Source organism: Acinetobacter indicus CIP 110367 (assembly GCF_000488255.1).
Classification (GTDB): domain Bacteria; phylum Pseudomonadota; class Gammaproteobacteria; order Pseudomonadales; family Moraxellaceae; genus Acinetobacter; species Acinetobacter indicus.
Window position 1 is genome coordinate 76739 of record NZ_KI530759.1, and the last position, 23575, is coordinate 100313.

26 protein-coding genes and 1 pseudogene are annotated in these 23575 nt (G+C 48.4%); 17 read left to right on the forward strand and 10 right to left on the reverse strand.

The annotated features are described in order from the left end of the window. Positions 1-2 precede the first annotated feature (2 nt). The 3 genes from P253_RS14760 (at position 3) to P253_RS14770 (ending at position 4409) form a co-directional block, all read left to right on the forward strand. Entirely contained in the window at positions 3-1982 is a 1980-nt protein-coding gene (locus tag P253_RS14760) for a MacB family efflux pump subunit (protein ID WP_005182346.1), read from the forward strand. A gap of 10 nt (positions 1983-1992) precedes the next feature. After that, a complete protein-coding gene (locus tag P253_RS14765; RefSeq protein ID WP_016659543.1) occupies positions 1993-3411 on the forward strand; it encodes an efflux transporter outer membrane subunit in 1419 nt (472 codons plus the stop codon). A 65-nt stretch (positions 3412-3476) separates the two neighbouring features. Then, positions 3477-4409 carry an IS5 family transposase gene (locus tag P253_RS14770; RefSeq protein WP_081402527.1) on the forward strand — a complete coding sequence of 311 codons (933 nt, stop codon included), beginning with the start codon at positions 3477-3479 and terminating at the stop codon, positions 4407-4409. Between the two features lie 53 nt (positions 4410-4462). On the opposite strand, the pseudogene P253_RS14775 reads toward P253_RS14770, so the two are convergent. The 4 genes and pseudogenes from P253_RS14775 to orn form a co-directional block, all read right to left on the reverse strand. Continuing rightward, positions 4463-6589: pseudogene (locus P253_RS14775) on the reverse strand (type VI secretion system Vgr family protein); the annotation flags it as partial. Between the two features lie 139 nt (positions 6590-6728). Further along, positions 6729-7532 carry an enoyl-ACP reductase FabI gene (locus tag P253_RS14780; protein ID WP_005182307.1) on the reverse strand — a complete coding sequence of 268 codons (804 nt, stop codon included), beginning with the start codon at positions 7530-7532 and terminating at the stop codon, positions 6729-6731. A 148-nt stretch (positions 7533-7680) separates the two neighbouring features. Then, complete coding sequence (locus tag P253_RS14785; RefSeq protein ID WP_016659546.1) at positions 7681-8415, reverse strand: Bax inhibitor-1/YccA family protein; 735 nt, start codon at positions 8413-8415, stop codon at positions 7681-7683. A 255-nt stretch (positions 8416-8670) separates the two neighbouring features. After that, complete coding sequence (gene orn / locus P253_RS14790; protein WP_005182297.1) at positions 8671-9225, reverse strand: oligoribonuclease; 555 nt, start codon at positions 9223-9225, stop codon at positions 8671-8673. Positions 9226-9350: 125 nt separating this feature from the next. Between orn and rsgA the strand changes: the two genes are divergently transcribed. The 4 genes from rsgA to secB all read left to right on the forward strand — a co-directional run bounded on the left by rsgA (position 9351) and on the right by secB (position 11690). Beyond that, positions 9351-10409 carry a small ribosomal subunit biogenesis GTPase RsgA gene (rsgA, locus tag P253_RS14795; RefSeq protein WP_016659547.1) on the forward strand — a complete coding sequence of 353 codons (1059 nt, stop codon included), beginning with the start codon at positions 9351-9353 and terminating at the stop codon, positions 10407-10409. A 96-nt stretch (positions 10410-10505) separates the two neighbouring features. Further along, entirely contained in the window at positions 10506-10913 is a 408-nt protein-coding gene (locus P253_RS14800) for a rhodanese-like domain-containing protein (protein WP_005182291.1), read from the forward strand. A gap of 20 nt (positions 10914-10933) precedes the next feature. Beyond that, complete coding sequence (gene grxC / locus P253_RS14805; protein ID WP_005182284.1) at positions 10934-11191, forward strand: glutaredoxin 3; 258 nt, start codon at positions 10934-10936, stop codon at positions 11189-11191. 40 nt (positions 11192-11231) lie between these two features. Next, a complete protein-coding gene (gene secB / locus P253_RS14810; protein ID WP_005182282.1) occupies positions 11232-11690 on the forward strand; it encodes a protein-export chaperone SecB in 459 nt (152 codons plus the stop codon). A 73-nt stretch (positions 11691-11763) separates the two neighbouring features. Here the strand turns inward: secB and coaBC are convergent, their stop codons facing one another. Next, complete coding sequence (coaBC, locus tag P253_RS14815; protein ID WP_005182280.1) at positions 11764-13038, reverse strand: bifunctional phosphopantothenoylcysteine decarboxylase/phosphopantothenate--cysteine ligase CoaBC; 1275 nt, start codon at positions 13036-13038, stop codon at positions 11764-11766. A gap of 113 nt (positions 13039-13151) precedes the next feature. Here coaBC and radC point away from each other — a divergent pair, with 113 nt between their 5' ends. Next, positions 13152-13847: a RadC family protein gene (radC, locus tag P253_RS14820; protein WP_005182279.1), complete on the forward strand. Its 696-nt coding sequence runs from the start codon at positions 13152-13154 to the stop codon at positions 13845-13847. Positions 13848-13917: 70 nt separating this feature from the next. After that, on the forward strand, positions 13918-14829 hold the full coding sequence (locus P253_RS14825) for a bestrophin family protein (protein ID WP_005182277.1): 912 nt from the start codon (positions 13918-13920) through the stop codon (positions 14827-14829). Between the two features lie 48 nt (positions 14830-14877). On the opposite strand, the gene P253_RS14830 is transcribed toward P253_RS14825, so the two are convergent. After that, a complete protein-coding gene (locus tag P253_RS14830) occupies positions 14878-15753 on the reverse strand; it encodes a PHP domain-containing protein (protein WP_016659548.1) in 876 nt (291 codons plus the stop codon). Between the two features lie 44 nt (positions 15754-15797). Between P253_RS14830 and P253_RS14835 the strand changes: the two genes are divergently transcribed. The 4 genes from P253_RS14835 to mnmC are packed head-to-tail and all read left to right on the forward strand — an operon-like array spanning position 15798 to position 19139. Further along, entirely contained in the window at positions 15798-16409 is a 612-nt protein-coding gene (locus P253_RS14835; RefSeq protein WP_005182273.1) for a septation protein IspZ, read from the forward strand. Between the two features lie 31 nt (positions 16410-16440). After that, on the forward strand, positions 16441-16743 hold the full coding sequence (locus P253_RS14840; RefSeq protein ID WP_016659549.1) for a YciI family protein: 303 nt from the start codon (positions 16441-16443) through the stop codon (positions 16741-16743). 5 nt (positions 16744-16748) lie between these two features. Beyond that, on the forward strand, positions 16749-17231 hold the full coding sequence (locus P253_RS14845) for an SH3 domain-containing protein (RefSeq protein ID WP_005182267.1): 483 nt from the start codon (positions 16749-16751) through the stop codon (positions 17229-17231). Between the two features lie 30 nt (positions 17232-17261). Then, positions 17262-19139 carry a bifunctional tRNA (5-methylaminomethyl-2-thiouridine)(34)-methyltransferase MnmC2/FAD-dependent 5-carboxymethylaminomethyl-2-thiouridine(34) oxidoreductase MnmC1 gene (gene mnmC, locus P253_RS14850; RefSeq protein WP_035363677.1) on the forward strand — a complete coding sequence of 626 codons (1878 nt, stop codon included), beginning with the start codon at positions 17262-17264 and terminating at the stop codon, positions 19137-19139. Positions 19140-19325: 186 nt separating this feature from the next. Here mnmC and P253_RS14855 read toward each other — a convergent pair whose 3' ends face one another. Beyond that, positions 19326-19640 carry a rhodanese-like domain-containing protein gene (locus P253_RS14855; protein WP_005182260.1) on the reverse strand — a complete coding sequence of 105 codons (315 nt, stop codon included), beginning with the start codon at positions 19638-19640 and terminating at the stop codon, positions 19326-19328. Positions 19641-19731: 91 nt separating this feature from the next. Between P253_RS14855 and P253_RS14860 the strand changes: the two genes are divergently transcribed. Both P253_RS14860 and P253_RS14865 read left to right on the forward strand, forming a co-directional pair. Then, positions 19732-20220 (forward strand): YajQ family cyclic di-GMP-binding protein, encoded by a 489-nt coding sequence (locus P253_RS14860; RefSeq protein ID WP_005182257.1) that lies wholly within the window; start codon positions 19732-19734, stop codon positions 20218-20220. A gap of 28 nt (positions 20221-20248) precedes the next feature. Beyond that, positions 20249-20755 (forward strand): DUF4442 domain-containing protein, encoded by a 507-nt coding sequence (locus tag P253_RS14865; RefSeq protein WP_016659551.1) that lies wholly within the window; start codon positions 20249-20251, stop codon positions 20753-20755. A gap of 66 nt (positions 20756-20821) precedes the next feature. Here P253_RS14865 and P253_RS14870 read toward each other — a convergent pair whose 3' ends face one another. The 3 genes from P253_RS14870 to P253_RS14880 form a co-directional block, all read right to left on the reverse strand. After that, entirely contained in the window at positions 20822-21190 is a 369-nt protein-coding gene (locus P253_RS14870) for an acyl-CoA thioesterase (RefSeq protein ID WP_171525181.1), read from the reverse strand. Positions 21191-21261: 71 nt separating this feature from the next. Continuing rightward, entirely contained in the window at positions 21262-21693 is a 432-nt protein-coding gene (gene trxC / locus P253_RS14875) for a thioredoxin TrxC (RefSeq protein WP_016659552.1), read from the reverse strand. Then, positions 21694-22590: an alpha/beta hydrolase gene (locus P253_RS14880; RefSeq protein ID WP_016659553.1), complete on the reverse strand. Its 897-nt coding sequence runs from the start codon at positions 22588-22590 to the stop codon at positions 21694-21696. A gap of 124 nt (positions 22591-22714) precedes the next feature. Between P253_RS14880 and P253_RS14885 the strand changes: the two genes are divergently transcribed. Both P253_RS14885 and P253_RS14890 read left to right on the forward strand, forming a co-directional pair. Then, a complete protein-coding gene (locus P253_RS14885) occupies positions 22715-23050 on the forward strand; it encodes a protein tyrosine phosphatase family protein (protein ID WP_005182227.1) in 336 nt (111 codons plus the stop codon). Beyond that, positions 23043-23465, forward strand: a complete 423-nt coding sequence (locus P253_RS14890) for a protein tyrosine phosphatase family protein (RefSeq protein ID WP_016659554.1) — start codon at positions 23043-23045, stop codon at positions 23463-23465. The genes P253_RS14885 and P253_RS14890 overlap by 8 nt, the downstream gene beginning before the upstream one ends. The last annotated feature ends 110 nt before the right edge of the window (positions 23466-23575 follow it).

The following is a 23575-nucleotide window of genomic DNA, read 5'->3' on the forward strand; positions in this document are numbered from 1 at the left end:
GCATGAGTCAACAACAGCAACCTCTACTCGAGGTCAAGAATCTGACTCGTGAATTCCCGGCAGGTGAATCAACGGTGCAGATTCTCAAGGGTGTCGATCTGGCGATTTACCCCGGCGAACTGGTCGCGATTGTCGGCCAGTCCGGTTCGGGCAAATCGACTCTGATGAATATTTTAGGCTGTCTGGATAAACCAACCTCGGGCAGCTACCGCGTCAATGGCCGCGAAACCCGTGAACTGGAACCCGATGAACTGGCCCAGTTACGCCGTGAATATTTTGGTTTTATTTTCCAGCGCTATCATCTGCTGGGCGATTTAACCGCAGCGGGAAACGTCGAAGTGCCGGCGATTTATGCTGGTGCCGATGCCGATGAACGTCATCAGCGTGCAGAAAAACTGCTGACCGATTTGGGTCTGGGTGAGAAAACCCAGAACCGTCCAAGCCAGCTTTCTGGTGGTCAGCAACAGCGTGTTTCGATTGCGCGTGCGCTAATGAATGGCGGCGATGTGATTCTGGCCGATGAACCAACCGGTGCACTGGACAAAAATAGCGGCATCGAGGTGATGCGGATTCTGCGCGAGCTGAATGCCCAGGGTCATACTATTATTCTGGTCACCCATGACCACAATGTCGCCAAAAGTGCCAGCCGGATTATTGAAATCAGTGACGGGAATATTATTTCCGATCAGCCGAATACGCCAGAAACTGAAGATGCGCCCCTAGAAAAACAGCAACTGCAACGCAATACACAAAAGAAAATTTCGTCTTGGCGTTCTGCGGTGGACCGTCTGGGAGAAGCTTTCCGTATGGCCTTACTGGCCATGAATGCACACCGGATGCGAACCTTTCTGACCATGCTCGGGATTATTATCGGGATTGCCTCGGTGGTTTCAGTGGTGGCACTCGGCAATGGTTCACAAAAACAGATTCTGGAAAACATCAGCAGTCTGGGTACCAATACCATCACCGTGTATCAGGGCCGGGGCTTCGGGGACAATTCACGTTCCTCTCAGGTCAGAACCCTGATTCCCGCAGATGCCGATGCGCTGGCGGAACAGCCCTATGTCGATGGGGTCAGCCCGTCGGTGAATACCAGCGTGACCGGACGCTTTAAGGAAATTGAAGCCTCGACCACCGTGAATGGTGTGAGTGAAGACTTCTTCTATGTACGCGGTCTGGATTTTAACAGCGGTCAACCTTTTGACCGGAGCAGTGTCCGCACTCAAGCCCAAGACGTGGTGATTGATACCAACACCCAAAAGACTTTCTTTAGTGACGGCTCTAACCCGGTAGGTCAGGTGATTTTACTGGGCAGCGTACCCAGTCGGATCATTGGGGTGGTCGATGCCCAGCAAGGTATGGGCGGTAATGCGGATAGCCTGAATGTCTATCTACCCTACTCCACCGTTTTAAGCCGGATGCTGGGGCAATCGCATGTGCGCAGCATCATTGTCCGGATTAAAGATGAATATCCAAGTGCCGCCGCAGAAAATGCAATTTTAAGCCTGCTGGTCCAACGCCACGGTGCGCAGGATGTCTTTACCCAGAATGCCGACAGTATTCGGGAAACTATCCAGCAGACCACTGCGACGATGACCCTGCTAATTTCAGCCATTGCCGTGATTTCTCTGGTGGTGGGTGGTATCGGGGTGATGAACATCATGCTGGTATCGGTTACAGAGCGGACGCAGGAAATCGGCGTTCGTATGGCGGTGGGTGCCCGACAAAGTGACATCTTGCAGCAGTTCCTGATTGAAGCCGTACTGGTCTGTATTTTAGGTGGTATTCTCGGGGTGCTCTTATCTTTAGGGATTGGACAACTGATTACCCAGTTCGCCGGCGGGACTTTCCAAATGGCCTACTCGACCACCTCCATTGTGGCGGCCTTTATCTGTTCCAGCCTGATCGGGATTGTGTTTGGCTTTATTCCTGCCCGTAACGCTGCCCGTTTAAACCCCGTCGATGCCCTGTCTCGAGAATAAGGATACTTTCATGCAATTGAATTTCAGTAAGCTTACAACCGCCTTGCTATTGAGCAGCAGCTTGGTCGGCTGTGCGGCGGTGGTGAAAACCCCATATCAGGCACCCGCTGTGACTATTCCGGGCAGTTTCCAGAACAGTAAAGCGGTTAGCCAGCAGGTGCATGCTCAGGTTCAGGCCGATCAGTGGTGGACGCTGTTTAAGGATGCCCAGCTGAATGCCCTGGTTGAACAAACCTTGACGCGCAATAGCGATCTGGCGGTTGCCGGGATTAATCTGCAACAGGCCCGTCTACAGGCGGGACAGTCTCAAAGCCAGCAAGGAATCCGGATTGGAGATGCCAGTATTTCAACCGGGCACCGTTTTAGTCTGGATGGCGATGGTAATGCCTCGACCGGAATTTCTCTGGGCTATCCACGCTTGAGTTATGAACTGGATTTATTTGGCAAACTGGCCAACCAGACCGAAGCTGCGCGCTGGGAAGCCTTAGCCACCGAGCAGGATTTACAGGCCACAGCACAGAGTTTGATTGGTACAGCAGCAGAGCTGTATTGGCAGCTGGGCTATTTAAATGAACGTTATCAGGTGGTGCAGCAAAACCTGGCGACCGCACAAAAAACCTATGAACTGGTACAAGTACAGTATCGGGCTGGCGCGGTATCGGGTCTGGATGTAACCCAGGCAGAACAGGCGGTACAAAACCAGAAATCGACCTTAAGCCAGATTGAGCAGCAGCGTGTAGAAACCCGGACGGCCTTGGCAGTTTTATTAAACATGCCGGTGCAGCAACTGAATGTTCAGGAACCGCCGCGTTTACCACGCACGGCGCTGCCGGAGATTAGTGCCGGTTTGCCGGCAGAATTATTGGCGCGTCGTCCGGACTTGCAGGCCGCTGAGTTGCGCCTGCGCAAAGCCCTGGCCAATAAAGATGCCAATCGGGCCAGCTATTATCCATCGATCAGTTTGACTGGTGTGCTATCGACTGGTGTGGGTGCCTCTACCTCACTAAGCAGTGCATTGCAAAATCCGGCCTTGACCTTGGGTGCAGGTTTAAGTCTGCCATTTTTACAATGGAATGACATGAAACGCGATTTACAGGTCAACGAACTGGAATATGAAAAAGCGATTTTGCAGTATCGCCAGACCCTATATGCCGCCTTTGCAGATGTGGAAAATGCATTATCGGCACGTAATGAGCTGGATAAGCAGCTTGCCTTGCAGGCACGTAATGTTGAACTGGCGGAAAAGTCTGAACGGTTGACTGAAGTTCGTTATCGTAACGGCGCAGTGGCATTAAAAAATCTGTTAGATGCACAGGAAACCACGCGTAATGCCCGTCTATCTTTGGTGCAAACCCGTCAGAGCCAATACAATGCTTATGTGACCTTGTTACAAGCGCTGGGTGGGAGTCCGATTCAGCAGTTGCCTTAAATTTTATAGAAGGCTTTGTTGCACAAACCTATCTGTAAAGGCTTTTTCAGCGATATAATTTTCAAATGAAGAAGCCTACACACAAAATCTACCGCACAACCAATTGGCCCGCATATAACCGAGCACTCATGAGTCGCGGAAATATTGCCATTTGGTTTGATCCTGCTACGCAATGGTATGCTCCATCAAAAGGCAAACAAGGGCGAAATCAAACCTACTCCGACGCAGCCATCCAATGCTGCTTAATGATTAAATCCTTATTCCGTCTGTCTTTACGTATGGTCACTGGCTTTGTGCAAAGTCTGATTAAACTTTGCGGATTAAATTGGATAGCTCCAGATTACACCACGCTTTGTAGAAGACAAAAGCATATTGATATTGTAATCAGCTACCAAAAAAGTAGCGATGGGCTGCATCTACTCATGGACTCTACAGGCATGAAGTTTCTAGGTGAGGGCGAATGGAAACGCAAGAAACATGGACCTGAATATCGTCGCCAATGGCGTAAACTTCATATTGGTATAGATGCTAAAACCCTACAAATACGAGCAGTTCAGCTTACAACCAATAATATCAGTGATTCACAGGTGCTTGGTGATTTACTTAATCAGATTCCACAAGATGAGCAGATTAACTCTGTTTATACCGATGGAGCTTATGACACCAAGCAATGCCGTCAGGTCATTGCAGATCGGCAAGCGCATGCGGTGATTCCACCTAGAAAAAATGCGAAACCATGGAAAGATACAAAGATCAGCTCGCTAGAACGAAATGAATTACTTCGAACAGTTAAACGCTTAGGCAGGAGACTATGGAAAAAATGGTCAGGCTATCATCGACGAAGTTTGGTGGAAACCAAGATGCATTGCATTAAATTATTAGGCGATAAATTAATGGCAAGAAGCTTTCCTAGTCAGGTGAATGAAATTCATGCACGTGTAGCAGTCCTCAACAGGTTTACGGAATTAGGTCGACCACTTACCCAAGTTACGCCTTAAATTTGGCTCAATTAGGGGCGCTTTGCATTTCAAATCTTTGTGCAACAAAACCGTGCCTGTTTAAAAGCAGCAGCTTTATTTTCATCCTGCTGTTCGATCTGCTCTAAGAAGTTCTTTAAGTTATCGAGAACTTCTAAAGGATCGGTCTGCTGGTTTTTGGCCACTTCACTTAAGGCTTGGGCATTGTTCAGTGAGCCTTCAATCTGACTCTTGGCCTCATTGGCATCGAGATGATTGCCTTCGGCTTGTGTCTGTGGATGGGTGGAAATTAGTAATCCTTCTCCAGCACGAACCGCCCCCCACTGATCGGTTCTGAGTTCAAAACCTTCACCACGACCGTCACTTTCGGCGCTGGCTTTGGGATGGCTCAAGTTCCCCAGATTTAGTTGTGTTGCACCATGGCTGCTTTGCAGCTGGGCTGAAATCTGCTTCGGAGTATCATCAAAACGCAGCTGGTTAAAACCACTGCCTTCAATTTCCTGTGAGCGGATCCCGCTGAGTTTTTTGGTGTCGGGTAGTTGGCCTTGTTGGTCGAATTGGGTTGGCGAGCGTTCTGCTTCATGTAAACGACCAACCACGAAAGGCCGGTCGATGTTACCGTCAAAGAAGTCGATCACCACAATTTCATTAATCCGTGGCAGGAAACGTGCCCCGTAGCCTTCTCCGGCCCAAGGTGTCAGTACATCGACCCAGGCGGAATCGGTGTCATTGTCATTGCTACCGGCCCCACCATCATGCTGATGGTCATCACTGCGGGTAAACAGGAAGCGGACTTTAATCCGTCCCCATTCATCGACATGGATGCTTTCGCCAGCAGGACCGACTACCCGGGCGCGCTGTGGATGAGCCGCCGGTCGGTGCTGTAGTGGATGGTATTCCGGTACGGTGCGGATGTTGCGACGTTGTAAGGTTAAGGTATTGCCTTGACGTTCATCCGGGTGTTGTTTTTGTTGAAAACTAAAATGGCTATGCCAGTGGCTCTGGCTGAGTAGCTGGTTAATCTGCTGATTGAGGTCTTTGGGTAAGTTGTTCTGGTTATAGAACTGTTTGCCGGTGATTAAGAATTCTTTGTCGGCTGCGCTGTGCTGGTCAATTTCGGGATGTTCATTCAGTTCAAACCAGTAGCCGACCTGGGCATCACGGACGGTGGAATGGGCACTAAAGTATTTGGATTGCAGGTCGTTGTAGTGACTGAGGTTCTGGTTCAGTTTGTCCAGCTGGTTATTAGAGGATGCGGTGGCCTGGTCTTCGCCATTTAAATCCTGCATCCAGGCCGGGCTGATCTGCCAGGCTTGTTCCAGGCTCAAGCTGGCATTGTCCTGATTATGGCTGTGCTGGTGTTTGCTTTGCACTGAACCGGCGCCTTCTTCCTGGCTCAGGCTATCTGACTGCCAGCGTTGCAGATGTACGGCGGTCGGTTGCAGGCTGCGCTGGGCAATCAACTGGGTGATGCTGTCTAATTGTTCGGTGGCACTGGAGCGATGAAAGCGGATACTGCGACGATTTAAGGCACTGTACTGGCTGTTGTCATCAATCAGGCGCAGTTTCTGGGCCTGTATCGGGCTGCTGGAATGTACGACCTGTAACTGGGCTTCATCAATCAGCCAGTTAATGCCTTCACTGCGCCAGAGCCGGGTCAGGAAGTCATAGTCGGTTTCATTGGACTGCATGATAAAGGGACGCACATCCAGTTCCTGGGTCAGTCCGGTTAAGTCCAGGGTCAGGCTGGCGGCAAAGAGCGGGCTTTTGTTTTGCCATTCTTTAAATAAGATCTCGCTGACCTCACGCACGCTTTTATTCATAAACACACGGCTGTTACGGCGTTTATGCCAGAGTGCGGTTGGATCTTCTAGCGTAAGTTTATAGAGGGTGAGAGAGCCATCACTCTGGCCTTGCGCGGCTGCGGTGATAATACCGCTGCTGCGAAATAGCTGGCCCTGGTCAGTGACCTGATCGACGGCAACCTGCGCGCCGATAAACTGTTTTAACGGAATCTGGGCATTGGTCGAAAGACAGATCAGTTCGGCATGTAAACCGTCATTGAGCTGGTGTTCACCGTCGATGCGCTGTAAAAAAACATCGGTATTTAAGGCAGGCTGAGAAAATTGAATATGGAGGGCACGTTTTTGTGGGCTGAGGCCTAATTTTTCTAGTGCTGCAAATATATTGCTTGGCATCATTGTTCTGTAATAAATAGCTAAAAAAAAGTGTGGCTATTTTATACAAAATAACCACATAAAACATCGCTTCAACCCGGCCGCTTGTTTATCAATATGTAACTATCCGATAAAAAGCCGGCACAGGTTGAAACATTCCGACTTATTCTGCGTCCATCATGGCGGCGCTCATACCCACGGTATTAAAGCCAGCATCTACATACAGAATTTCACCGGTAATCCCGTTGGCCCACGGTGAGCACAGGAATAAAGCGGCATTGCCCACTTCTTCAATGGTGACATTACGTTTTAATGGGGCAATTTTTTCATTGGCATCCAACATCTTACGGAATGATTTAATTCCTGATGCAGCCAATGTACGGATTGGACCGGCAGAAATGGCATTAACACGAATGCCTTCAGCACCCAAGCTAGAGGCTAAATAACGCACCCCTGCTTCAAGCGAAGCTTTGGCCATGCCCATCACGTTGTAGTTTGGCATTACACGCTCAGAACCCTGATAAGTCAGGGTTAATAAACAGCCTTGACGCGCCTGTAATAATGGTTTTGCGGCACGCGCCATCGCAACAAAGCTGTAGGCGCTGATGTCATGCGCAATTTTAAAACCTTCACGGTCGGTCACATCAGTAAAGTCACCATCTAAGGTATGGGCTGGTGCGAAACCAATTGAATGCACCACGCCATCCAGACCATCCCAATGTTGAGCAAGATCGACAAAGACCTGTTCAATTTCAGCATCTACCGCAACATCACAAGGAAGAACAATTTTAGAACCAAACTGTTCTGCAAATTCATCCACACGTTTTTTCAATTTTTCATTCGGATAGGTAAAAGCCAGCTCTGCACCTTCACGATGTAAAGCCTGAGCAACACCAAATGCAATGGATAATTTACTCGCAATACCCGCGATTAAAAAGCGTTTACCCGCTAATAGTCCTTGTGCCATGTGAATCTCACTCATATTGATTTTGCAGTATCATGCCAATTCTGAGCCAATTCGGAAATTGCATAATGCGCCTTTTTTTCAATTCCTCCGAAGAAAGTAAAAATCGCGCAAAGGTTGCGCGATTTTAATGTCGATAAATGCCGGGAAGTTAATCATTGCTTTGCAATAAGCCCAGCAAACGCAGGAAGGAATAATACATCCAGACCAAGGTGGCCAATAAGGCAATGGCGCTCAGCCATTCCATGCTTTTCGGTGCACCTTGTGCTGCACCGGTTTCAATCAGGTCAAAGTCTAGAATCAGGTTTAAAGAGGCAATCACGGCCACAAATGCTGCAAAGCCAATTCCAAGCCAGTTGCTTTCAAACAGATAAGGAATACTCGACCCCAAAGCCAGACTCAGAAAGATTTGCACCACAAACACCATCGCAATCGCAATTGAGGCCGACATCACCACCGCCTTAAATTTTTCAGTGGCGCGAATTACCCGAGTACGATACAGCACAAACATCACCAATGTGGTCACAAAGGTAGCCAGCAAGGCCTGTAATGGCACACCCGGAAACTGCAACTGGAAGATCACTGAAATCCCGCCCAGAAAGGCCCCTTCAAACAGCGCATAGGGAATGGCCAGCGTGCGCGCTGTATTTGGCTTAAAGGTGGCCACCAAAGCCAGAATCAGTCCGCCAATGGCACCGACAATTGCGCCAGCATAGGCAATAGAAAGATTGGCGGTCAGGAAACTGTAGAAAAACAGGCCGATGCCCACCACGGCGGCAATTAAAGTCAGCAGGACAGATTTTTGGATTGCTCCCTGCACGCTCATCGGCTGGGCATAATCACTCGACACCTCAACGCGTGTCAGGATCGGGTTATTACTTTGCATGATTTAAGGTACTCCGATCATTGCGGCAAATGGGTTTTGAAATACTCATTGCTCCTATCATAAGCGCGCAGCTGCATCCTGTCTAAATAATCACCAAAAAGATTACATCTTTATAACGGGTAATATCTCTGGATCACATCCGAATAACAGCAAATGAAAAACGATAGAGATAAAAAAAGAGGCCCAAAGCCTCTTCTTAAGCGCTGTGGATACGCTAGTCCCCACAGTGCAAATAGATGGATGATGAACAGATACTTATTTATTCATAATAAAGAAATATTCACGATAGTATTTTAGCTCGGCAATCGAGTCACGGATATCATCCATGGCCAAGTGAGAAGCATTTTTCTTTAAGCCGCTCATGATTTCCGGACGCCAGCGTTTGGCCAGTTCCTTGACTGAAGACACATCCAGATTACGGTAATGGAAGAACTGCTCCAGCTCCGGCATTAACCGGTGTAAAAAGCGTCGGTCCTGACAGATCGAGTTACCGCACATCGGCGAGGTTTTTGGATTGACCCATTTTTTCAGGAATTCCAAGGTTTGCTGCTCGGCATCCTGCGCGCTCAGTTTACTGCGACGTACACGCTCAATTAAGCCAGACTGACCGTGCTGACGCGTGTTCCATTCATCCATGGCATTTAAAATACGATCTGATTGATGCACGGCCAGTACCGGACCTTCCGCCAGAATATTTAAATGATCGTCTGTCACAATGGTGGCAATTTCAATAATCTGATCATTATCGGTATCTAAACCTGTCATTTCCAGGTCAATCCAAATTAAGCGGGTATCAGGCGTGCTGCTCATAAATGTGCAATCTTATTCGTCTTAAAAACGGCTATAGTAGCAAATTTCTGTGTTCTTGGGTGTCATTCTGCCCGTGCTTCATGCTATTTTTGCACTCCAGATTTCATGGTTTTTTTAGGATATGAATGGCTTTAATTCGTAAGCGTCGCCTGACTGAACAGCAACAACGCCGCATTCAGAAACAGCAGCAAACCCGGCAGGAAGAGATAGACAGCTCCAATGATCTGGAAGGTCTGGTGGTGCAGCATTATGGACGCCAACTGGAAGTACAAGCCCTCTCCATGCCGGAGCAGCATCCTGAAAAACCCGTGGTGGCTGAAGGTGAACCTGAACCGTTCTGGAAACCGATTGAACTGGGCAGCATCTGGCGCTGTCATACCCGCACCAACCTGGAATTGCTGGTCACCGGTGACCGGGTCAAATGGCAGGCCGATCCAAATACCGGTCTGGGCATTATTAGCGCGATTCATCCGCGTCAGTCTTTGCTCACGCGCCCGGACCGTTACCACAAAGTCAAACCGGTGGCGGCCAACATCTCGCTGATTGTGATTGTGTTTGCACCGCTGCCAGAACCGGCACCAGGTCTGATTGACCGCTATCTGGTGGCCTGTGCCGATGCCAATATTCCGGCGCTGCTGATCCTGAACAAATCCGACCTACTTACCGAAAATGATCCGATTCTGGATTTACTGCAAGAATACCGTGATTTGGGTTATGAAGTGATGCAGACCCAGTCTGATGCAGATCTGACCGAACTGTCCAACCGTTTAAAAAATGAAACTGTGGCCTTTGTCGGTCAGTCTGGCGTGGGTAAAAGCACCCTGATTAATGCCATCGTGCCGGAAGCGGCGCAGAAAACCAATATCATCTCAGAAAACTCGGCCCTGGGTCAGCACACCACCACCTCCACCCGCTTAATTCCGTTTGGTGAAGGTTCGGCGCTCATTGACTCACCGGGCATCCGTGAATTTGGCCTGTGGCATTTGACGACTGAAAAAATCCAGCAGGGTTTTCCGGAAATTGAAAATCTGCTCGGTCACTGTCAATTCCGTAACTGTACCCATAAGCACGAAAAGCAATGTGCCTTGCGTCAGGCGGCAGCAGCGGGTGAGATTTTAACGCGCCGGCTCGACAGTTATTTACGTCTGATTGATGAAGTCAACGAAGCCCAGCAAAAAAATTAGTTTAATTGCAGCCCGACCCTTGAAGCGGTGATTTTGATCACCATATTTATAGGCTATACTCTGTGACAATTTTTGAAATTGTAATTTAGGTGACTTGTGGAACGTTGGTTCGAGTTTATGGGGAATCACCCCTTCTTGTTTGGAACACTGGCAGTTTTGGTGGTTTTATTCTTCATTTTGGAAGGCCAACGTAACGGGCGTAAAATTTCCCCACAATCTTTAGGGATTCTGGTGAAAGCCAAAAATGCCATGCTGATTGATTTACGTGATGCCAAAGACTTCCGTGAAGGCCATATCAGCGGCAGCCGCAACATTCCTTACAGCAAAATTTCAAGCCATATTGAAGAGTTAAAAACCGCTGACCGTCCATTGGTGTTTATCTGCAATTTAGGTCAAATTGCCGGCACTGCCCTGCAACAGGTAGGCCACGCAGATAGCTATCGTCTGGATGGTGGGATCAGTAACTGGAAAGCACAAGGCTTACCTTTAGTAAAAAGCAAATAATCCGCTTGAGGAGATTAGCAATGGCTGAAGTAACGATTTATTCAACAACTGTATGTCCATATTGCGTACGTGCAAAACAGCTTCTTGAGCGTAAAGGCGTTGTCTATAAAGAAATCAATTTATCCAACGAAGCACCAGAAGTCCGCACTGAACTGATGCAGCGCACCAACCATCGTACTGTTCCACAAATTTTCATTAACGAGCAGTTTATTGGTGGTTTCGACCAACTTTACGCCCTTGAGCGTGAAGGCAAACTCGATGACTTACTGGCGTCATAATTTCAGTTAATTTTCTGTTCATATTTTTAAGGAATAAATAATGAGTGAACAACAACAAGCTCAACCACAATTGGCATTAGAGCGTATTTATACAAAAGATATTTCTTTTGAAGTTCCAGGGGCACAAGTATTTACCAAAGAATGGCAGCCTGAACTGAATATCAATCTGTCGTCTTCTGCAGAAAAGATTGATCCAACCCACTTTGAAGTGTCTTTAAAAGTTGTTGTTCAAGCTAACAATGCCGGTGATACAGCATTTATTGTAGATGTCACTCAAGCAGGTATTTTCCTGATTGATGGCGTAGAAGAAGAACGTCTGCCGTATATTCTGGGTGCCTACTGCCCGAACATCCTGTTCCCGTTCTTGCGTGAAGCAGTGAATGATATGGTTACCAAAGGCAGCTTCCCGCAATTGCTGTTAACGCCAATCAACTTTGATGCTGAATTTGAAGCCAACATGCAACGCGCACAAGCCGCTGCTGCAGAAGGTCAGGCTTAATTGTATTCAGGCATTTAAGTCCAACACGAAAAAGCCCTGCACTTGCAGGGCTTTTTTATTTGTTCTGACAAGATCAGAAGGCTTCATCCTGCGCCGGATCATGGTGCAAGGCATCATGAATGGCTTCGACCAGCTGCTGGGCAATTTCCTGCTTGGAGGCTTTTTCCAGATCGCGTTTTGGCAGATGATAGCCTTCAGCAAAGAACACCGTCATGGCATTTTCATCAGAGGCAAAGCCGATATCTGCACGGGACACATCATTGCAGGCAATCATATCCAGCTTTTTCGCCACCAGTTTGCCGGCCGCATATTCTTCCACATTGCGCGTTTCAGCGGCAAAGCCGACCATAAACGGACGTTTGTCCTGCTGCGCGATAGTCGCCACAATATCCGGATTCTTGATTAAGGCGATATCCAGTTCATCTCCGGATTTTTTGATTTTGTGTTCTGCAACTTCAGCCACGCGATAATCGGCAACCGCCGCGGTGGCAATAAACACATCACAGCCTTCATCCAGCAACTGCATACTGGTGTCCAGCATCTGCACGGCTGAAGATACATTAATACGGCGGACCCCGTTTGGTGTATCCAGACTGACCGGCCCGGCAATCAGCGTAACTTTGGCGCCAGCTGCATAGCAGGCTGCTGCCAGGGCAAAGCCCATTTTCCCGGTACTATGATTGGAAATATAACGTACCGGATCAATTGCTTCACGGGTTGGCCCGGCGGTAATCACCACATGCTTGCTGGCCAGTAAGCCAAATTTTTCAGCAATCGCACGCTGCGCTTTATGGAAATAATCGGTGACCTGACGCGCTAGCTCTTCCGGCTCAGGCATACGGCCCAGACCGACATCACCACAGGCTTGTGAGCCGGATTCCGGCATAATCACATGCACGCCATCGTCTACCAGCGTCGCCAGATTGCGCTGCGTAGCTTTGGCCGCCCACATCTGCTGATTCATGGCCGGTGCCACCCAGACCGGGGCACTGGTGGCCAGATATAAAGTCGATAACAAGTCATCTGCCAGACCGGCGGCAAATTTGGCCAGGGTGTCACAGCTGGCCGGTGCAATCAGCACCAGATCGGCCCAGCGTGCCAGTTCAATATGCCCCATGCCGGCCTCGGCTTCCGGGTCCAGCAACTGGGTATGCACCGGATTGCCCGACAACGCCTGAAAGGTCAGCGGTGTAATAAAGGCTTGTGCCCCTTCGGTCATCACCACCCGGACGTTAAAGCCAGCGTCCTTTAAACGGCGAACCAGAATGGCACTTTTGTAGGCGGCAATACCGCCAGTAATACCCACAATAATATTTTTATTAGGAATGACACTTAAATCAAAACTCACGAACAGCTTACCTTTCTGTTGCAGTGGGGCTCACAATAGCATTAAATATTGTCATTCCCAAGACATGTCTGGGCGAAATCCATAACAATTCATCACCAATAAGTCTAATAACAATGAACTTCAGTATTAAACATTGGCCGGAACAGGAGCGTCCGCGTGAACGCCTGATCCAGTACGGCGCGCACAGTCTTTCCGATGCCGAACTGCTGGCTATTTTCCTGCGCTCCGGCTCCCAGCAGTACTCTGCCGTTGAACTGGCCCGTCATTTATTACAGGCCTTTGGCAGCCTGAATGCGGTACTCGATGCCGCCCTGCCCGATTTAAGCCAGTTTCATGGCATGGGTCCAAGTAAATACAGCCAGCTGATGGCGGTCAAGGAATTGGGCCGGCGCTATACCGCCCAGCATTTGCAGCAGGACAAACTGGAACTCAGCTCCTCCCGGCTGCTACTGGACTATTTACGCTTTGAACTGCTCGGTGAAACTCAGGAAGTATTTGCAGTATTGTGTCTGGATGCGCAGCTGCGCAAAATCTGTTTTAAGAAACTGTTTTTTGGCGCGCTCAATTCATGTGAAATTTCGATCAACCAGCTGCTACGCTTTGCCATCCAGAAAAACACTACGGCGCTGGTGATCAGTCATAATCATCCTCAGGGACAGCCACAGCCCTCACCGGCCGATTTACAATTGACCCAGCGCATCCAGCAGGCCTGCCAGCTGGTTGATATCCGCCTGATTGATCATTGTATTATTGCTCCCGAAGGCAGTTTTTCCTTTGCTGAACATCAACTCATCAAGTCGACATTTTAAGCAGCGCAACATATTGACAAAAACCCGGCCAGCACAGAAGATCATGAAAAACTTAAGCTGATTCCCAGACATGATTGTACGTGACCAACCGAGCGTATTTAGGCTGTTATTTTCCTGGCGAGGTACCATCTTACCGAAGGTGTTACCACCTTTGGGCGTGGTCATGTTGCTGTCGGCGATTGTCGGCGGCCTGTCCTATGTCGGGTATTTTCACTTCTCTGATTTCCCCCTGATCGGCTTTACCTTAATTGGGGTGGTGCTGTCGATTTTCCTTGGCTTTAAAAATTCGGCCTGTTATGACCGCTGGTGGGAAGCCCGCAAACTGTGGGGCATGTTAATTGCCAATGCGCGCCATTTTGACCGCGACTGCCGGATGCTGGCCCAAGGCCGCCGGGAACGGGTGATTCAGCATGTGATTGTGTTTGCCAATGTGTTGCGTGACCGTCTGCGCCATCAAACTGCCAATCCGACTGAACTGGTAGAAACCAGCGGTATGAGCCAGCAGGCCGTAACCCAGCTGTATCAACAGGCCAATGCGCCGCAATATACCCTCAGCCTGATTCAATGGGAACTGATGCAGGCCCTAAAAGAAGGTGAAATTTCCGATATTATTTACAGCCAGATGAACCAGCATGTGATGGAACTCAGCCTGGTGCAAACCGGTTGTGACCGGATTGCCACCACCCCGCTGCCGTTTGCCTATTCGGTATTGCTAAACCGTACCGTGTACTTTTTCTGCTTTATGCTGCCGTTTAGCTTGGGCTCGACGCTGGGGCTGGCGACACCGCTGCTGGTCGGGATTCTGGCTTATACCTTCTTGGGGTTGGACGCCCTAAGCTCGGAAATTGAAGAGCCATTTGGTACGCAAAGTAATGACTTGCCTTTAGATGCGATGGTGCGCACCATTGAAATCGAATTACTCTCGACTTTGGGGAAACCGACACCACCACCAATTCAGGCACAGGACAATAACCTGCTCTAAAGCAAAAAACCTCAGCCCAGCTGAGGTTTTTTTGATGCTGAAATACGTTTACGCAGTCAGCGCCGGTGATGGATTGACAAAACTTTCCCAAATTCCGACCTGCCCCGGTTTCAGGCTGGGAATATTGCCCAGTTTCATCCACGGCATATTTTCACCATGAAAATCGCTACCGACCGAGACTTTTAAGCCATGCTCGGCAATCATCCGGTCCACCATCTGCCGGGTAGAACTTGGATCAATCGCCGGCGGCAACTCGACGGCATCTCCACCAAATTTGGCAAAAATTTCAATCAGGTAACGGATATTGGTCGCCGACAGATCATAACGGGTCGGATGCGCCAGCACCGCAAAACCGCCACTGGCATGAATCACCTGAATAGTTTCCTCCAAGCCCAAGCCTTCAAATTTCACATAGGCTTTTTTGCCTTCTTTAATGTATTTATCAAAGGCCTGCTGCGGCCGGCTGACATAGCCTTTTTCCACCAGGGTTTTGGCAATATGGGTACGGGTCACCCGATCCGGGACATTATCTACCTTGGCAATCACATCGGTATAAATATCTTCACCAATCAGCGGAATTAGCAGCTCGCAAATCTGTTTGGAGCGCGCAGCACGAATATTTTTTTGCTGGGCCAGTAGTGCCGCCATCGGCGCCGGATTTTGCATATTCAAGGCCACAATATGCACAGCATAGCTTTTTTTGGTCGCCGGTCGTGACCACTGGCTGGAAATTTCTACGCCAGATATGAGCTTAATCCCGTGATTTTTCGCCGCTTCCTGAGCCAGTGCAATTCCATCCATGCTGTCATGATCAGTCAATGCCAGCGTATGGATCGACAGTTCAGCTGCTGCTGCAATCAATTGCTGCGGACTTAAAGTTCCATCAGAAATATTGCTATGTGTATGTAAATCTACGCCGTGCATCTCTATACTATGACATTTATTTGATCAGATTTAGATACTCTAACATGAAAGCACTTTTAGACTTTGTGCCACTCATTATTTTCTTTTATTTATATAAAACTGTAGATCCAAAAGATACCCACCATCCTTTGCTGCAAATGATCGGCTCTGCCGGTGGTGTGGATAACAATAACATTCTTGTGGCCACCACTGGTCTGATCATTTCCATGTTAGTGGTGTATGGCGCATTATTTGTCTCTCAAAAATTCCGTTTGGACAAACAGCAGTGGATTGTGCTGTTTATGACCGTGATTTTTGGTGGTATTACCCTAATGCTGAGCGATGACTTCTATATTCGCCTAAAAGCTGTCTTGCTGAATCTGGTCTTTGCTGGCGCCTTCCTGCTGTCACCATGGTTCAGCAAAGATCGTAAGCCATTAATCCAACGCCTGTTTGGACCAGTGTTCAATTTAAGCGACAAAGGCTGGATGAAACTGAACTATGCCTGGGTCGGGATGTTTCTGCTAATGTCCTTCCTGCACGGCTTCTTTGCCTATATCTTTATGGGTGGAAAATACTGGGGAGAATTCACTGCTTTTGGTGACATGATTGTGATGTTTTCCTTTATCATTATTCAGTTTATTGTATTGCGTAAATACTTTAAAACTGCCGAATAAATCCTTCAGTCCGCTTGAGCGAGAATACCTTATGCCTTTATTTGTGGTGACCTGTACCGATAACGAAGGAACCGTCGAAAAACGTCTGGCCATTCGTCCGCAACATCTTGAACGTCTGCAACAGCTAGATGATGAAGGCCGTCTGATTGTCGCCGGTGCGATGCCGAAAGATCCGACCAATCCGCAAGCGGGCTTTTATGGCAGTACCATTATTGTCGATTTTGAGTCTCGTGAAGCCCTTGATGCTTGGCTACAAGATGAGCCATTCCTGAAAGCAGGCGTCTATGGCCAGATTGAAGTCAAACCTTTTAATAAAGCATTTCCTAAAGGATAAGCTGCATGCGCGTTGTTGTCCCGAGTCTACTGGGTCTATCCTTCTTCTGTTCTGCACTGTGGGCCGTTGAACCGGCTGCACCCGCTGCTGTAAATACCACGGCTCAAGTCACGCCAGCGGTCGCAACGCCAGCCAAACCGGCGATTATACCGGCTGTGGCCACCACCACAGCGCCGGCAACGGCCAACCAGCCGCTGACCGCTGAGCAGCTAGCCAAGAATAAAGCGGCACAGGAAGCTAAAATCAAGGCCCTGGTCAAAGATCAGGAAAGCCGCCTGCAACAGCTGGAAAAAGCCAATCTGGAAGCACTGGCGCAAAACCAGGAACTGCAGTTGAAAAATGACAATCTGGGTGTACAGGTTCAGGTCTTACAAAGTGAACGTAGCGCACAGATGTTTCTTTACGGCGCTGCCACGCTGGCTGTCGGCGTATTGCTGGGCTTTTTGGTGGCCAGCTATGTGTATACCAAACGTCGCCGTCAGTGGTAATGTTCTGCTTCATTAAAGGTAATCTGGGTGTTGTCTAATCGCATTCAAACCGCCGATCTCGATTGGCAACATATTGAGGGCATTGATGTCCCGGTATCGAAACAGTTTGGGGATGTCTACTTTTCCAAGGACAATGGCCTGCTGGAAACCCGGCATGTGTTTTTAAACGGTAATGACCTGTCCGAGCGTCTGGCAGACCTGCAAGATTATGAATATTTCTGTGTCGGAGAAACCGGCTTCGGCACTGGCCTGAATATTCTGGCCTTATGGCAACTGTGGCAACAGGTGCGTCCGAATAATCACAGCCTTTTACATGCCATTTCGGTGGAGAAATTTCCGCTTTCCAAAGCCGATTTAATTCGCGCCTTAAATGCCTGGCCGGAACTAAAACCTCAGGCCGATCAGCTGATTGCCCAGTACCCATTACCACTGGCCGGCTGTCATCGCCTGTCGTTTCCGGAGCAGCGTTTTTCTATCGACCTTTGGCTCGGTGATGCGCACGATGTCTTTCCGATGATGGCCAAAACCACACAGGTCAATGCCTGGTTTTTAGATGGCTTTGCGCCCTCCTGCAATCCGGATATGTGGGAAGAACAGGTGCTCAATCATATTATTCGCCTGTCAGATGTCGGCACTACCTTCGCTTCCTTTAGTGTAGCCGGGGTGTTAAAGCGAGGTTTAAGACAGCACGGGATTCATATTTCCCGGCCGCGCGGGTTTGGCCATAAACGCGAAATGCTAAAAGGCATCTGGTTAGCGCCAGAAGAACCGCTTAGCCCAGAACGGGAAACTGAACCAGCAACCTCAGTTCCTTCGACCTCTGTACAGCAACGGCATATTGCCATTATTGGTGCCGGTATTGCCGGTTTAAGTCTGGCTTGGGCTTTTGCTCAGCGTGGGCATCAAGTTTCTCTGTATGATCAAAGCGCGCCACTGGCGGGTGGCTCGGGCAATCCACTGGCCCTGCTCAATCCGAAGCTCTGTGCTATTGAACAGAGCCATACCCATTTAATGACCCTGGCCTGGCAACATGCCTTAAATCATTATGCAAAGTTTCAGGCCTTCCGCCCGATTCAGGTCAATCAGCTTGGGCTAAAAAATCCGGAACAGCTGCTGGCACTGGCCGATGAATATCCGCCAGGTATTCTGGAAAAAGATTTAGACGCACAGCTGCGATCAGAATTTCCTGCCCTGCGTCTGCTACAGGCTGGCGCGGTGTCGCCACATCAACTGTGTGCGGAGATTCTGGCGCATGAGCGGATTCAATATCAGCAGGCCAAAATCACCCAGATTCACCCGACAGATCGACCGGAACTGTTCAGTGACAACCAATCTCTGGGCCAGTTTGATCATGTCTTTGTCTGCACAGCCCGTGAATCTGGCCAGTTTTTTGAACATTATCCGCTGTTAAAACCGATTCGGGGTCAGGTCAGCTGGCTGAAGAATACCCAGCAACCGCTGCGTTTAGATAGCGCCTATAGTTATGGCGGTTACTGTATGCAGCTCGATGCAGAGCAGTTGATTTTAGGCGCGTCTTTTTATCCGGGTCGGGATGATGCCGAAGTCTTACGAGAAGATCATGAACATAATCTGGCGCTGATCCGTAGCGTCTTCCCCGACTATGCGGACACCCTGCCTGATCCACACAGCTGGCAAGGCCGTGCGTCAATCCGTGCGCAAAGTCAGGATTATTTCCCGCTGCTTGGAGCACTTGAAACCGGACAGCAAGTCTATAGCCTGACTGGACTCGGTTCCAAAGGTTTTCTGTTTGCACCGCTATGCAGTGAAATTCTGGCCGCACAGATTTTAAATGAGGCCTGCCCGGTGCCGATGCAGGTACTGGAGAAACTTAACATCCGCCGTTTTCAAAAGAAAGCCAAAGCCAAGAAACCGTATTTTAAGGCCTAAGCTAAAAACGTTGTATAGATCGAGAATGATGGCCCGGTTTAGTTTGAAAGATCAGGCTTAGTGTGGAAGTCGAGGAGAGCATTTATTTTCTTCATTTAAAATGCTTGATCATATGAGGGAATGTTCTGATCTTTTTAGTCAATGATCAACAGTGTTCATAAAAAAGCGCCTGACGGCGCTTTTTGCTTATTGCCCTTGAACCAAAGGCAAACCGGCATCACGTGCAGCACGGGTACCGCCCATCAGCACCACATATTCACGTGAGCTGTCCAGCTCTTCTAACAATTCAGCCGCGCGCGGCGCTTTGCTGCCACCGCCACATAAGATGTAAATCGGTTGATCCGCTGACACCTGAGTCAAGCTATCTGCTGACAAGTTGGCAATTGGCTGATTGACTGCGCCTTGAATATGCGCTTCAGCATAAGCACTTGCATCACGGACATCCCAGATGATTGCATTTTCTGGGAACTCAAATGTTGTAATTTCTTGCTTACGGATCATTGTGCACTCCTTTGATGTAAACAACACTTGGCAAATGAAGAAAACATCCCTAGCATCTCAGATATTCTTTCCATTTGTAAAGGTCTAAACTATGCCATCTTTCGATATTGTTTCAGAATTAGAAATTTTTGAAGTAAATCATGCAGTTCAGAATACTCAAAAAGAAATCGCAACACGTTTCGATTTCCGTGGTCAAGATGTTTCTATCGAACTGAATGAGAAAGCCAAAGAGATCAAAATCAAAACCGAAAGTGATTTCCAATGTGAGCAAGTATATACCATGCTGGAGAATCATTTTTATAAACGTAAGATTGATGTGCAGGCGCTAGACCCGCAAAAAGCCACGGCCTCAGGTAAAAACGTGATTCAGACGGTGAAGCTCAAAGATGGTCTTGACTCTGATACCGCGAAAAAAATTAATAAAGCCATTAAAGAAAGCGGCATTAAAGTGCAATCTTCTATTCAGGGCGACAAAATCCGTGTGACGGATAAAAAACGCGACACCTTACAGCAAGTGATGGCGTTTTTAAAAGAACAGCAATTTGGCCTGCCACTGCAATTTAACAACTTCAAAGATTAAGCTCTTTGCTCCCGCATAGGAATCGATCATGGCACAAGCGAATCGTTTAGCAAAACTAGTCAAAGCGACAGCAAAATTTCCACAGGTGATTCGCACCACTTTGTGGAGCAAAGCCTTTGGCCGGATCGTGCCTATGGTGGGGACAGCCAAATTAAAATATCTCGAAGTCAGTTCGGCCAAAGTGGTGGTGAAAATTGACAATCATAAAGCCATGCAAAACCATATTGGCCAGGTACATGCCTGTGCAATGGCGCTAATTGCAGAAACTGCCACCGGCTTTGTGACCGGCATGAATGTGCCCGATCACTCGATTGTGTTAATTAAAAGCTTTAAAGTTGATTTTAAACGCCCGACGCAAGGCGCCATGACCGCAGTCGCAACACTGACAGCAGAACAGCAGCACTTGATGCAACACACCGAAAAAGGTGAAACGCTGGTTGCGGTCGAAGTGACCGATGAATCGGGTGAAGCACCAATTCAATGTGAAATGCTCTGGGCCTGGGTCAGTAAAGATCAGCTTAAAAAAGCCCGTTAACCCGCTTTAAACCATAAAAAAAACCCCAGTTTCAGAACTGGGATTTTTGATCTTTGAGTGCACAAATTATACAGCTTGCGATTCCAGATACTTCTGCTTCACTTCCTCGGAAATCTGACGCTTGTTGCCTTTGACATCTACCGCGACAAAGGTAAAGACGCCTTCGGTAACGCGTTTTGCTGCACGTGAACTGTCATGGCTGTCCCAGACTTCAATCTGCATCTGAATTGAGGTATTGCCCAGTTTCAGGATTTTGGTATAGCAGCTGATCACATCACCCACTTTCACAGGCACCAGAAAGGTCATCTGGTTAATGGCAATGGTGGCACAGCGACCTTGGGTAAAACGCTCGGCATGAATTGCCCCGGCCAAGTCCATCTGCGAAACAATCCAGCCCCCGAACACATCTCCACTCCAGTTGGTATCGGCAGGCATAGCAATGGTTTGAAGAGAGAGCGTCCCTTCCGGTTTTAGTTGAGAATCTGACACATTCGCTCCGGGCGTGATTAAGGGTTTGAAGTTAAGTGCTGATCTAACCACTGTTTCAGTTCGGTCGATCTTAACGCGCCGCTTATTCTAGCAATTTCGGTGGTCTTATTCATCAACACCAGCGTGGGAATACTGCGCACATTAAAAGCACTGCTTAAACGCGGATTTTCTTCAGTATTAATTTTGGCAAAAATTACTTGCGGATATTGCGCCGCAACCTGGGCAAAATGCGGCGCCATCATCTTGCAGGGTCCACACCACTCTGCCCACAGGTCGATCAGGATTGGCAAATCACTGTGCTGGATAAACTGGCTAAAATTCTGCTCATTCAGGTCAATCGGCGCCAGTGGAATTAAAGCCTGATGACATTGTCCGCATGTTGGATGGGCAGTTAGCTTATCCTCCGGAACACGGTTTTTGGCACTACAGGCTGGACAGACAACAATCATTTAGCTTACTCCAATATGCTGATGTAGAAATTCTAATTGAGTCTTGACGGCTTTTTCAAAATATTGGCCATGATAAACATCAAAATGCTGCATATCCCATTCATGATATTGCACATAAGGCGCAATATTGGTGGCTGTTTCACGACTCGATTCAATCGGGATCAGGCTGTCGCGTTTGGCGGCAATAAACAGCACCGGAATATTAATCTGGCGCACATCCTGAATCGGCCGATAACGGATCAGATGAAACAGCGCCCGTGCCGGAATCTCGCCACTCCAGTAAAAATCTGGATGTAAAATCGACAGATAACCTTCATAACTATCCGCCGTCGGTAAGAAACACAGCCCTTTCGGATCAACTACCGGCAAGGTTTTTGGCATTAAGCCGACTTTAGCGCCCATATAATCCTGACTGGAAATTTTTAAGGCACGTGGCAGCTGCTGAATCGGATACAGCTTGGCACTGGCCGCACCATCCACAAATGGCACCTGCACCATCACCGCTTTTAAATGGTTTAACTGCGAAGCCAAAGTTAAAACATAGCCGCCACTTAGCGCTGTACCCCACAGGATAATCCGCCGCCCATCCACCGATTGCCGTTCCTGTACATGTGAAATCATGGTACGCCAGTCATCCAGCTGCCACGACAACGACACCAGCTCCCGCGGACGCCCGGTACTGCCGCCCCAATAGCGATAATCAAACAGCACCACCGCATAACCGGCGCGGGCAAAGCGTTTGGCATATTGCACCAGCTTGAACTGACGCAGGCCGGCCAGACCATGCGCCATTAAAATCACGGCTGGTTTAGTGGAAGTTTTTGGCAGGTAAAAATCGGCAGCAATGACCTCCTGACCGCTTTTGACATAGAGAGGCTCGACAGTATAGGCATGCATGGCTGCTCCAGTGCGTTGTTTTATGGTTGTAATCGTTTATAAATATTTCAGAACAATCTGCGCGAAAATCTGGCTAGTGGTATTATAGAGCATAATATTCAGATATGGATGATGGAGTGGCATTATGAGTGAGCATGTTGGCTTTGCAGGTCAAATTGGCCCGGAACACGTAACCCAAGTGGTTGAAAAAGGCTTTAAATCAATTATTAACAACCGTCCAGACATGGAAGGTGGCCCGGAACAACCGACCAGCGCACAAATTGAAGATGCAGCGCGTAATGCAGGACTAGATTATGTCTATCAGCCGGTGGTGGCTGGGCAAATTACCGAGTTGGATGTCCGCACCTTTGCCAATCACTTTAATGAATTGCCAAAACCGGTTCTGATGTTCTGCCGTACCGGCAACCGCTCAAACAACTTATATCAACTGGCCAAACAAATGGACCTGTTAGATGACTAAGTCGTTGTGGATGGGGATGGTTTTGGCACTCTCAATGACCACGACCTCCCTATGCGTTGCTACCAGTGATTTTAGCCGTGCGTTAAATGCCAATCTTAGTGTTTCTGGGCAAATGACACCTGAGAAATTTAAGATCTTGCTGCAAGATGGGTTTAAATCGGTGATTGTAAACCGCCCTGATCAGGAAGCAGGCAACACAGTCAAAGTGAACCAATTGCGTGACATCGCCGAGAAATCACGGGTTAGCGTGATTTATCAACCGGTCAGCAGCGGTGCAATTTCCCAGGCCGATGTGCAAGAGTTTGCGAAATACTATAATGAACTACCGAAACCGATTTTAATGGTCTGTCGTAGTGGTTCACGCTCGGCAGCGTTGTTTAATCAGGCGAAAGCTCAAGGATTAATACATGAATAAAGTTTTACTACTTCTTTGTTTAAGTCTGACATTTGTGGGCTGCAGCTCAATGAATATCAAGCCGACTGTGGGTGTGAGTGTGGGAACGGCCCTTTAATTTTTAAGGACAA